This is a genomic window from Viridibacillus sp. FSL R5-0888 (assembly GCF_038009105.1).
Lineage (GTDB): Bacteria > Bacillota > Bacilli > Bacillales_A > Planococcaceae > Viridibacillus > Viridibacillus arenosi.
This window is the reverse complement of the sequence record NZ_JBBPAU010000001.1, coordinates 1,780,237-1,792,777: the sequence shown is the minus strand read 5'-3', so window position 1 is coordinate 1,792,777 and position 12,541 is coordinate 1,780,237. Positions and strand designations below refer to the sequence as shown.

The window sequence follows — 12,541 nt, the reverse complement described above, 5'->3', positions numbered from 1 at the left end:
AATTCATTTCCAAAATTATGTATAGATTGTTTTTTCCATTTAATTTTAAAAGCTTTTAGTTCTAGAATTTATTTAACAAATAAAAAAGTACCGGATTATGGAGTTACTTATTCCATAATTCAGTACTTTCTTTTTTTCTATATTTTTTTCGTACCTTTTTCTACTTGCTCCCAAAGTCTTAGTGAAGGAAACGGATCAAATGCCCATTCATTTCTTCCGTTGTATTTATACATGCCGTAGTGTAAATGCGGAGGGAATTTTCCTGAAGTTCCTTTCTTACCATATCCGGAACTTCCTACATAACCAACTACTGTTCCTGGCTCAACGATGTCTCCCAATTTTATCCCTTTTTCATAACTGGATAAATGGGCATAATAATGATAAGTATTATTATTATCGCGTATGCCGATTCTCCAGCCTCCAAACTCGTTCCAGCCCATGACCTCAACGAGACCATATGTAGCAGATTTCACTGGAACACCATATGAGGCAAACAAATCAGTTCCTTCATGCATCCTACGTCCGCCCCAACCCCTCGAGGCTCCCCAAGTACTCCTATAACTGTAATCATGATTAATGGAAAGTGGGAATGCTCGCTTATCTAAATTCAACGTTTTAAATTTCTCATAAATTTTTGCATTCGTAATGATTTGGTTTACCGTATCATCAACCTTATAATATTCCTTTAAAGCATGTTTAAAACCTTTTTCATCAGTTCCATGTACACTTAAGTACTCAGCAAGTGTGTACATGACATCATCATCATTTTGACGATCTGCAATACCATCATTGTTTCCATCAACACCATTCCCATTAAAGAAACCAATGGACTTTAAGTTTGTATCATCCTTTTTAGGATTCAGTATCCCTGTCCAAAAGTCATCTGCAAACTGAATGGCAAGTATGCCTTCTCTTTTAGGTATGTCATTACGTACTTGTTCAATATTTCGTTCAAATTGGTCAACAGCAGCTAAGTAATACCACGGCAATGTGTCATTTGAATATTTTATATAGAATTCCATGCGTTGTTCTAGAATTTGCTCTCTCGTTGGTTCTTCTGCAGCTGAAACATTGGTTGAAATAACAAAGAAAAATGTACTTAAGAAAAGCATTAATCGAAGCCGTTGACTCAAGCTAAGATACCTCCTTTTTTGGACTTACGATAGTTTTCCCATAAAAAAAGGATTCATGAATCTAAAATAATTCACTTTAGCGTATTTATCTGTATAAAAAGATCAACACTGTAATCGCAAGCATTTAGCTTATCCAAATGAGATATTTTTCAAACAAAAACGACTGTTTAAATACAGTCGCTTTGTACATATTATTTTTTACAAGCATTGATAAATGCCTTCATTATTTCTGCTGATATTTCATCATTATTTAACAACAAACACTCTGGATGCCATTGTACGCCCATGACAAAGTGATGATTTTTGCTTTCAAAAGCTTCAATAACGCCATCACTTGCTACCGCTGATACTACAAATTCTCCGGCTATCTTTCTATTTGCTTGATGATGGAAACTATTTACTTTAAATTTTCCCTTTTGAGCAATTGACTTTAACAGCGTATTTTCCTCTACGTGTACAAAATGGGACGCATGCCAACGAGGTGCATGCTGTTGATGTTGTAAAAGATTTTCTTCGGTTTGAGTATAAATGTCCTGAAACATGTCACCACCTACAGCTATATTTAGAATTTGAGCACCCCTACAAATTCCGAAAATCGGTTTATTCTGGAGTAACATTTCCTTGACGATAGCAACTTCAAATGCGTCTCGCTCGGGCGTTATAGATCCAAGCTTTTGATGCGGCTCTTCTCCAAAAAGTATTGGATCAATATCTCCTCCACCCGTTAACAGTAACCCATCAATCATTTCTACAATTAAATCAGCTTCAGTTTCCTTATAATTAGGAAGGACAATAGGTAAACCACCATATTTTGAAATAGCATGAATATTATCAGTTGGAAGTGTAAGTAATTGTTCATTTAGGCTTGAAGAAATACCGATAACTGGTTTCACATTAAACCCCATTTCTCCTTTTTATTAAAAGGAATATTATTTTATATATTATGACTACGTATTAGTTTAATGAAGAAATTGCTCACAGACATCAATAGTAGATATTAAAAAAATCAATTGTTACTGTTTTATTAATCGAACAAGTACTATATGGGATTCCATAAATCGAATTAATTTAATTATAGTTTTACCTTAGGAGTTAATTTGTTGAAACTTGTTTTGATAATAAGTCATAATAAGCTCCTTTATTATTTAACAGTTCTAAAGGTGTACCAAACTCAATTATTTCGCCATTATCTAACACTAAAATCTTAGAAGCTTTTCGTATTGTAGCTAGTCTGTGTGCTACTAAAATGATGGTTTTACCTTTAAATACTTCTTCCATTTTAGATTGTAATAAAAACTCAGTATTTGCATCTAATGCAGATGTCGGTTCATCTAAAAGGATTATGGGTGAATCTTTTAAAATAGCTCTAGCAATAGCTAATCGTTGTTTTTCTCCTCCCGAGATACGAACACCACGCTCTCCAACCACTGTTTCAAATCCTTCTGGTAAACTGTCTATAAATTCTTCTAGTTGAGCTACTTTGATCGCGTGTAATATTTGTTCTTCAGTCGCTTGAGGAACTCCATAAATTAGATTTTCTTTTATTGTTCTGTTCCAAAGAAAAGGATCTTGTGTTACTAATCCTATAGCATTTCTAAAATCAATAAGATTGTATTTTGAAATATCAACCCCATCAATACATACTGCCCCTTTAGTTGGGTCATAAAAACGCATTAATAATTCTAATATTGTAGTTTTACCTCCTCCTGAACCTCCAACTATTCCTATGGTTTCTCCAGGCTGTACTTTAAAAGAGACATTTTCTAAACCTGCGCGATTGTTTTCATATGTAAACGACACATTTCGAAACTCTATTTCACCCCTGACATTTTTTAGAGGAATTGCATTTGGGATTTCAATAATTGGTTCATGAGTATCTAAAAAGTTATTTAATTGCTTTATAATTGGCCTAACATTAGTAGTACCTATATAAGCAGTTTGTATTTCATTTACTAAAGTGTATAGCTGAGGTACATATACTGTAAAAGCGACAAGTGATCCAATAGTTAATTGATTATTGCTAATATCCCAAGCTCCTACAGCAAATACTATTCCTAATGCCAAGGACTTTACCAATTGATTGAATATATCTGAATATGATCTTCGATAAATACTCGTATTTAAATGCAGTTCGCTATGTTTTTTCAACAAACTCTTTACTTTTTTCATTTCACTTTGTTGTTGGGAGAAGATTTGGACGTTTTTTATGCCACTGATTAGTTCCGTAAAAAAAGTCATTTCATTATTTGTATATTTCATATAACGCTTTGTTTTAGTTTCAGATATTCTCCCTAACATATAAGTTATGATGAATACAAGCGGAATAACTAAAAATGCGATTAATGTTAATTTCCAACTAATTGTTAGCATAAATACAGTCATTCCTATAAACATGAATAGGCTTGTAATACCATTCAATAATTCATTTGCTATATAAACTTCACCTATCATACCCGAAGTGCGCGTTACGCGGTCAACTATATCTCCAAGTTTCAACTGGTTTAAGTTTATAGATGATAGTGTAAATGCCTTCTCAAACGCCATTGTTCTTAACTTTTCGGTTACATTGCCACCAATTTTAACGTTTATTATCATTCTTACAGTTCTTAAAATAGTTGAAAGAATAGGTAATATGGTTAAAATCACTATAAAAATAAACAATGCTTTGAAATTCTTTTCAGGAATTGCTGAGTCAATTATTTGCTTCATAACTAAAGGAGATAATAAATCAATAAAAGTTGCGATGATCATTAACAATATACCCGTCACGATCAAACGCTTTTTTTCAAACATTAGTGAAACAAAAAAATAAAGATCTCTTGTCTTCTTATCCGCCATTTACATACCCCGCTTTCGAAATTACAACACTTACCCATATTTTTTTGACCGAACCAATATAAATTAGACAAATATTCCAAAAAACCTTTATTTTAGTGAGTTTAAATTTATTCAGTTTTTAATATTTATTAAAAAGGTGAACCTCTTTGTGTAACTCACCATTACTCTGAATTTAATGAAACCGGAAAAGCTTATAAGTTTAAAAAGAATTGAATATATTTCTAAAAGAACAGATTATTAGTAGTTCGTGAGTATATGTTCTTGTTTTCAGTAAAGGTGTAGCGTTACTATATTCCCGATTTAATGCGAAGCAACTAAGAGTTTTTTAGTATTCAATATATTTTCAATAGACTTCTTTATGTACAATTTGTTCTAACTTTAGTCCATTCTAGCTTTTTCCAAGGGTTATTAGTTGTACCATTTTTTTAGAGTGCTAGAATGGGGGTGTAACTCAAAGACATCAATTCTACTGGAGGTCAATATATTATGAAAGCTGCAGTATGGTATGGAGAAAAAGATATTCGCATTGAGGAAAGAGAATTAAAAGCTCTTAAAGATAATGAGGTAACAGTTCGTGTAGCATGGGCTGGTATTTGTGGTAGTGATTTGCATGAGTATCAAGAAGGCCCTGTATTTGTTCCAACAAAAGAAAAAGACGGTTTAACTGGTGAAATCGCTCCTCTAATTATGGGTCATGAATTCGCTGGCGTTATTGAAAAAGTTGGTCCTAATGTAACTAAATTTAAAGTTGGTGATCGTGTAGCGATTAACCCAACAATTACTCATGGTAACAAACCTGAAGATGTAGATGCTTACGATGGCTTTAGCTTTATCGGTTTACATGGTGATGGTGGATTTACAACATTTGCAAACGCTCCTGAAAACAATGTTTACTTACTTCCAGAAACAATGACACTTGAAGATGGTGCTCTTGTTGAACCTACTGCTGTAGCAGTACAAGCTGTTAAAGAGGGTAATTTACGCTTCGGTGATACAGTAGCTATTTTCGGTGCAGGTCCAATTGGATTATTAACTGCTATCGCAGCAAAAGCAGCGGGTGCTAGTAAAATTATCGTGCTAGATTTATCTGAAACTCGCCTAGCAAAAGCAAAAGAACTTGGTGCTACTCATGTTATTAACTCTGGTGAAGTAAATGGTGTTGAAGCTATTCACGCTATCGTACCAGATGGTGTCGATGTATCATTTGAAGTAGCTGGTGTTGCACCTACATTTAAACAAGCAATTGATGCAACTAAAGCTCGGGGTACAATGGTAATCGTCTCTATCTTTGCTCGCCCTATTGAATGGAATCCAATCCATTTAACAAATACAGGTGTGAAAATCACTTCAAGTATTGCTTACACACCAACATCATTCCAACAAACAGTAGACTTAATGGGTACTGGTCAATTAAAACCACAAGGTATTATCACAGACCGTATCCAATTGGATGATATCGTAGAAAAAGGCTTTGAAGCTTTAACAAACGATAAATCACAAGCTAAAATCTTAGTAGAATTAAGCGGAGCAAAATAAGTCTAATATATATAGAAAGGCACTCGGGATATCGAGTGCCTTTTTTTCTTACTCTTATGATGAACGAATAACATCTCCCCCCCCTTCGCAATCAACTTTCTATCACTAATCACAAATCTTTGATATGATATAAAAATGACGAATGGAGGTCAATACAATGAAACATAGTGAATTACGTAAACGTATGTTAAAAAATGAAGATCAAATCAAATACTTAGATGCCGACCTACGTGTTGTCCAATCAAAATATAATATTGAAGTAACTCGTTTTTTTAAAAAACATGGCTTAATTGATTTCGATGAAATTTTTGAAGGTAAAACAATCGGAAAATTATTCCAAGAGCTACCTGAAAGTAGCCCTATTAAAAAGGCTTATCAAAAACACTTCAAACATTTCCTATTTGAAATGTTCTTCAATCTTTCTATTGAAAATGAACAATTTAAAATCGAAGTTTTCTTAAATAACGATGAATATATCGTATTAGATGAAGAAAAAGAAAAAATTTCGCCAATGATTATGGACATGCATAAAGCAATTGAACGTATGCAAACTGAATTTATGGAAATTCAACAAAAGTTCGTAGATATGCGCCAAGAATATATTATACGTGGAGAAGAACTTTCAAAAGAAAAACAATACATTCAAAGTGAATTAAATCAAACCCAACTGAACTAATTATTACCTATTATTCAAAACAGCTAAGTGATCATCTTCTTAGCTGTTTTTCTATTCAAATACAGTCACCATAAATTTAAATCCTCATCGTTTTGAAGCTTCAAATTATATGGCAGTAATATAAAAGCAGTAGCGATAATAGCGACATACATTAAAACAATTTCCCACCAATAGAAATCAAAAAATGCATTGATCAATAAGACTACGTTGGATAACAAGACTAATTGACTCATACGAATTCTTGATTTCCTTGTCTGATATTGATTTTCCCCACAACTGGGACAACTCATTGCTCGATTGAGGATGAACATCTTTTTAATCGAAACTCGCCAACTCCACTCTTCATGACAGTTCTCACAAACTGGTAACTCAAATGGTTGAAAGAATTTAACCATACTCAAAATAATAACCCCAAAAATGACAAAAGGCAGTAATTCGATTAGCCAATCCAGCTGTAAGCCTGAATCTGCTTCTGCGCCTGTAACTACTTTTTCATATCCACCAACATCTTGGAATAGTAGTATTGCAAAAAGAATTAGAACAGATGTACAAGCTACGAGTACAACGGGATACCGCCAATTAGAGTGCAATTTTTTAGTTGGATTTTCCGCCTGTTCAAGCATTCTTCTTTTCACATCATTTTTTAAGAAAATTTGTTGCTGAAGCTCACGATCTAGATCATCCTTTAAACGATTCATGTTGCCACCCCTCCCATTCATAACCTGCTAATTGCTTATGTAATAACTTACGTGCCCGCTGCAATCTTGTACGAATCGTTGCCTCTGGACAATCTAATATTTCAGCTATTTTCACCGTATTTATTTCTTGATAATAATATAAAATGATAACTTCTCGGTACAATATCGGTAGCTGCATTAGAGCCTCTGTCACTCGCATTCGGTCCGCTGCTTCTAAAACGAGATATTCTGGTGTTCTACTATCACCCTTCCCAGTCATTTTATCCATTAAAATCAGACGTTTTCGCTTCCAACTTCGTAAATAATCATGACAGCGATTGACTGTTATTTTCACTAAATATGTTTTTAAAGATGCATTACCTTTAAATTGACTTTGCTTTTTATAAAATGCTATAAAAACATCTTGCACGATATCTTCAGCAATCGTTAAATCTTTCACATATAAGTAAGCAACACGTAGTAAGTAATCGCCATACTCTTCAATAATTTCTTCCAATTGTTTAGCCAATCCACGCCCTCCTTTCAAGCAACCAACCTATAGACGCCGGTCGACTCATTTCCGATTCATTATTTTTTTAAAAATATATACTTCTCTATTAAACCATAGAAAAAACCTCTGATTAAAAAATAATATAGGGTAAATAATATAATAAAATAAAATTAGACCTTATATTTAGAGGTTTTGGGTTTGATTATATATAATCAAACTTTATAATCAAACTTTTTATTTGTATAGGGGTACAGCCTGTATTTTGGAAATTTTGAACGTTAAGAAACGTTAAAAATATGCACGATTCTATGCAACATCATAATGAACGCAGCCAGCACCAAAACACGCTCAACTTGTTGCTGCGACTAGCTTTGTAGAAACGTGCATAAAAGTATGTATAAATAAAGTTCCACTAAAAAAGCGACAAATGTTGATTTAACAACGTTTGTCGCTTTTTCGTGTATTACCAAACTTGCGTTTGGGAACGTTTATTGAATTTGTAATGTATATAGTATGTAGTGCTACAACAATGCCACCTGAACTTGCCAAATGATCTAGCGTAGTTATATACTTGCAGTAATAAGAGTGCATAAAAAAAGACATTAGTGCTACAACACTAACGTCTGGTAACAAGTGACTTTTTATCAGAAGCTGATCAAAAGGCGATGATATTTACAGATTCATTGATTGAAATGGAACAGTACATAAAAGAGTTTATACCTGTAACCGTTAGAACATATTAATCAGACAGAATGAGCCCATCTCTTAAAAGATGGGCTTTAATATTCTCAAACGGACGTTTGACTTCGCATAGTTGGTCTTATACTGTACGATGCACTATTCAAATTGTTAGCTTTATAATCCGAGTCTGGCACCTACTTCAGCATACTCTATATCTTTTCTTTCTGCATTCCAATTACCCCCTGTTTGTCCGTCCCATATCGCTCCTGTTTCAACGAAACCGACAGACGCAAACAACTTCCGGACGGCTTCGTTTACCATCCAATATGATGTAGCAACTGCATCGGCTTTTCCTTGTGGAAACGACTTTATGTAATCAATAACTTTCATCATTGCTTGTTTGCCAAATCCTTTGCCTTGATGCTTTTTATCAATCATAAAGCGATTAAGTCCATAAGTAGATTTATCTCCATATTTTTCACATAAAAATGCACTTTCCTCCAGTTCGAAAAATCCAATATCGACATATCCTATAACTTCATCATTGTTGCATATAGCGAAGATCATAGGAGGTTTTTCGTCGTTGAGTATCTTTACATAGGCTTTAGCCAAACAATATATGCTGGAATCCACATTTCCTTTCTGCTCGTCTGTTATGCTTAACTTCAACACTGCCTCAAAATTATCGTGGGTAATTTTTCTTAATTCAATCATTTTTCTTCCCTACTTCCGAAAATATAAATTCGCTGCATCTGCCCGTAACGCCGTTCCCGTCCCCAAGGGCAAGGGCGAAGCGCCGACAGGCGGCGCGTCCTTTTGTGCCTGCCTTAAACATACATCCTTAGCACCACCCCCAATAATCTGGATTAGCATTCATTACAGCTTGTACTAACTTCTTATGCCAAATTCTGCTTTTACTATGATTCTTTATTTGATATCTGTGTAATTGCTCAAAAAACATTGTCTTTCCATTATACTCAACTAGAAGAGTAGGAAAGTTTATGCTCCTACCTGTATTATCCCTATATGTTTTTGAAGATACCTGAACGTATACCATATATATTCACCTATACCTAAATTTTGATTATAATATTACATATAATACCATAAATATTTCTATATAAATACAATAAAAAAGGTACTACATCATTAAAATGTAATACCTTTTAATAGTTTGATTATAAATATTTCACCCTAGATAAGTAAACAATCAGAGGCTCTTCCATAATTATATTATGCTCAATCTGTAACGTTTTGTAATTCACTACATAGCACGCCATTCTCAACAACAACTCGACCATTCTTAATGACCGTATGTGTATGATTCATACCATAGAAGTACTGCAGTTGCTGATAATTTTCAACATCTAGGATGAGTACATCTGCTTTTTTGCTCGCTTCAAGTGAGCCAATTTCATGCCCTCTATTAATCGCATAGGCTGCATTGATAGTTGTTGCTGTTAATACTTCCTCCATTGTCATGCCCATATTCATACATGCTAAATTCATGATAAATGGCAGAGAGATTGTTGGTGAAGAACCTGGATTAAAATCAGTTGAAATCGCTACTGGAACGCCTTCATCAATCATTAATCGTCCTCTAGCGGAATCTGCTTTTAAAAAGAATGCAGTCCCTGGTAATAATACCGCAACCGTACCAGCTTCGGCCATATCACGAATGCCTTTATCAGATGCCACTAGTAAATGCTCTGCTGAAATAGCTCCCACTTCAGCAGCAAGCTCAGCGCCTTCATATGGCTCAATTTCATCTGCATGAATTTTAGGGATCAATCCATGTTCTTTCCCAGCTAATAATATCCTGCGTGACTGCTCAGGAGTGAACACACCTTTTTCACAAAAGACATCATTAAACTCGGCAAGATTGCCTTCCGCTACTCTCGGAATCATGTCATTGATAATAATGTCTACAAATGCATCTGGATTGTTTTTATATTCAGCAGGAACTGCATGAGCACCCATGAAGGTACTCACTACATCTACTACATGATTTTCCTGAAGCTTTTTCGCGACTTGGAGCTGCTTTTCCTCAGTAGTCCAATCTAAGCCATAGCCACTTTTCGACTCAACAGTTGTGATACCATGTTTTAAAAAATTATTGAGATGTTCATATGTTTTTTCATAAAGATGTTCAAATGTTGCTTCTCGTGTTTTTTTCGTCGTAGCATGAATTCCACCACCGGCATTCATAATGTCCATATAGGTTGCACCGTTTAGACGCATTTGGAATTCATTTTCTCGAGTACCACCAAAGACTAGATGTGTATGTGCATCCACTAAGCCTGGCATAACCACTTTACCAGTAGCATCAATTATTTTCGCTTGTGATACCAATTCTGGATAATCTGCTCTTATAGATGCTTTTGTACCTGTTGCTATAATACGATCTCCACTTATTAATACACTACCATTTTCAATGATTTGTATATTGCTCATTTCTTCTTTTATGCGAGCTTTTTTCTTCGTGCCCTGTAAAGTAATTAATTGATTTGCATTTTCAATCAGTATAATCATATGTGATCACCCTTCTGTTTTTAACATTGGCATATGCACATTCTTTTCTTGTGCTGTTTTGATAGCGATGTCATAACCTGCATCCGCATGACGAACAATGCCCATTCCAGGGTCTGATATTAATACTCTATTAATCTTTTCTGATGCCATTTCTGTACCGTCTGCGACAAGCACTTGCCCTGCATGTTGTGAATACCCCATTCCTACTCCGCCACCATGGTGGACACTTACCCAACTCGCGCCTCCTGCAGTATTGACTAAAGCATTCAATATTGGCCAATCAGATACTGCATCTGAACCGTCTTTCATACCCTCAGTTTCACGGTTTGGTGATGCAACTGAACCTGAATCTAAATGATCACGGCCGAATACGATTGGTGCTTTTAACTCACCAGATGCAACCATTTCATTTACTTTTAAAGCAAAACGGTGACGGTCTCCATATCCTAACCAACAAATACGTGCAGGTAGACCTTGCCATTTGACCATTTTCTGTGCCATATCAATCCAGTTCACAAGACCTTCATCATCTGCAAACATTTCTTTAGCAAGAGCATCTGTTTTGTAAATATCTTCTGGATCACCTGAAAGTGCAGCCCATCGGAATGGTCCTTTTCCTTCGCAGAATAATGGACGAATGTATGCTGGAACAAAACCAGGGAAATCAAATGCATTTGCTACACCCATTTCTTGAGCGTATTTGCGAATATTATTACCGTAGTCAAATACTTCTGCTCCTGCAGTTTGGAAATCTAGCATGGCTTGCACATGATCAGCCATCGCTTGCTTTGCCTTTTGCTCATACTTTTTTGGATCACTCTTGCGTAACTGAAGTGCTTCATCAAGTGTCATATGATTCGGAATATAGCCATTTAATGGGTCATGCGCACTTGTTTGATCCGTTACGAAATCCGGAACAATCCCACGGTCAAAAATTTCACGATAGACATCCGCACAGTTACCTACAAGGCCTATTGAAGCAGGTTCATTTTTGCCTTGAAGCTGTTTAGCTAATTTCAAGGCTTCATCTAAATCTTCCGCTAAATAGTCACAATACCCTTCCTTGATTTTACGCTCAATACGTTTTTTATCGACTTCAACAACTAAAATAACTGCTCCAGCCATTTTACCAGCTAGCGGTTGAGCGCCACTCATACCACCCATGCCACCAGTTAAGATTAATTTCCCTTTTAAATCTGCTGTGCCAAATACTTTTTTGCCCGCTTCCACAAAGCTTAAATATGTGCCTTGCAAAATGCCTTGTGCACCAATATATATCCAACTTCCAGCTGTCATTTGTCCATACATCATTAAGTCTTTATCTTCTAATTCATAAAAGTGCTCCCAATTTGCCCACGCAGGAACTAAGTTTGAATTTGCGATTAATACACGTGGTGAATGCTCATAAGTGCGGAATACTGCTACAGGTTTCCCTGATTGCACAAGTAAAGTTTCATCATTTTCCAGCTTTTTCAATGACTCAATAATTTGTGCGTAGCTTTCCCAATTACGAGCAGCTTTCCCTATTCCCCCGTAAACAACAAGTTCATCAGGGTTTTCAGCTACTTCAGGATCCAAATTATTCATTAACATACGCATAGCGGCTTCTTGCGTCCAGCCTTTACAAGTTAATTCACTGCCAGTTGGTGCTTTAATATTTTGCATAACATTTTCCATCATGACACACTCCCTTTAAAATAGTAAAAATGCGATTGGTGTTACTAGAATTAGTGTTAAAACAACACGTTGGAACCAAATGATAATTAGTTGACGTATCGTTAAAGGAATAATTGCTGAGAAAAATAAAATAACGGAAATAGACACAACAGCTACAATAAATTTTGTCACGACCGTTGCTTTCACGTTAAAAGATGAGTATATTGTAGAGCAAGGTGATTCAGAAGTAATTGTAACTGAAAAAAGACTATCATTTTCTCGAATGTCCTCCATTTCAACC

Annotated in this window: 10 protein-coding genes and 1 pseudogene; 2 read left to right on the top strand and 9 right to left on the bottom strand. The window is 35.2% G+C overall.

The features are described 5' to 3' along the window. Window positions 1-137: 137 nt before the first annotated feature. From MKY02_RS08860 to MKY02_RS08850, 3 genes are all read right to left on the bottom strand, one after another. A complete protein-coding gene (locus MKY02_RS08860; RefSeq protein WP_412104681.1) occupies window positions 138-1,133 on the bottom strand; it encodes a M23 family metallopeptidase in 996 nt (331 codons plus the stop codon). 191 nt (window positions 1,134-1,324) lie between these two features. Beyond that, on the bottom strand, window positions 1,325-2,026 hold the full coding sequence (locus MKY02_RS08855; protein WP_076035265.1) for a gamma-glutamyl-gamma-aminobutyrate hydrolase family protein: 702 nt from the start codon (window positions 2,024-2,026) through the stop codon (window positions 1,325-1,327). A gap of 199 nt (window positions 2,027-2,225) precedes the next feature. Next, window positions 2,226-3,926 carry an ABC transporter ATP-binding protein gene (locus MKY02_RS08850; protein WP_281492119.1) on the bottom strand — a complete coding sequence of 567 codons (1,701 nt, stop codon included), beginning with the start codon at window positions 3,924-3,926 and terminating at the stop codon, window positions 2,226-2,228. Window positions 3,927-4,457: 531 nt separating this feature from the next. On the opposite strand from MKY02_RS08850, the gene MKY02_RS08845 reads away from it, so the two are divergent. Next, a complete protein-coding gene (locus MKY02_RS08845; protein WP_038182783.1) occupies window positions 4,458-5,507 on the top strand; it encodes a 2,3-butanediol dehydrogenase in 1,050 nt (349 codons plus the stop codon). A 157-nt stretch (window positions 5,508-5,664) separates the two neighbouring features. Next, window positions 5,665-6,183, top strand: a complete 519-nt coding sequence (locus MKY02_RS08840) for a hypothetical protein (protein ID WP_076035255.1) — start codon at window positions 5,665-5,667, stop codon at window positions 6,181-6,183. A gap of 65 nt (window positions 6,184-6,248) precedes the next feature. Here MKY02_RS08840 and MKY02_RS08835 read toward each other — a convergent pair whose 3' ends face one another. From MKY02_RS08835 to MKY02_RS08810, 6 genes and pseudogenes are all read right to left on the bottom strand, one after another. Further along, entirely contained in the window at window positions 6,249-6,881 is a 633-nt protein-coding gene (locus MKY02_RS08835) for a TIGR04104 family putative zinc finger protein (protein ID WP_076035254.1), read from the bottom strand. Beyond that, window positions 6,862-7,389 carry a sigma-70 family RNA polymerase sigma factor gene (locus tag MKY02_RS08830; RefSeq protein WP_038182788.1) on the bottom strand — a complete coding sequence of 176 codons (528 nt, stop codon included), beginning with the start codon at window positions 7,387-7,389 and terminating at the stop codon, window positions 6,862-6,864. The genes MKY02_RS08835 and MKY02_RS08830 overlap by 20 nt, the downstream gene beginning before the upstream one ends. A gap of 837 nt (window positions 7,390-8,226) precedes the next feature. After that, entirely contained in the window at window positions 8,227-8,766 is a 540-nt protein-coding gene (locus tag MKY02_RS08825; protein WP_340710990.1) for a GNAT family N-acetyltransferase, read from the bottom strand. A gap of 525 nt (window positions 8,767-9,291) precedes the next feature. Further along, window positions 9,292-10,584: an imidazolonepropionase gene (gene hutI / locus MKY02_RS08820; protein ID WP_038182794.1), complete on the bottom strand. Its 1,293-nt coding sequence runs from the start codon at window positions 10,582-10,584 to the stop codon at window positions 9,292-9,294. Between the two features lie 6 nt (window positions 10,585-10,590). Beyond that, on the bottom strand, window positions 10,591-12,261 hold the full coding sequence (gene hutU / locus MKY02_RS08815) for a urocanate hydratase (RefSeq protein WP_076065267.1): 1,671 nt from the start codon (window positions 12,259-12,261) through the stop codon (window positions 10,591-10,593). Window positions 12,262-12,276: 15 nt separating this feature from the next. Continuing rightward, a pseudogene (locus MKY02_RS08810) lies at window positions 12,277-12,444 on the bottom strand (YjiH family protein); the annotation flags it as partial. Window positions 12,445-12,541 lie beyond the last annotated feature (97 nt).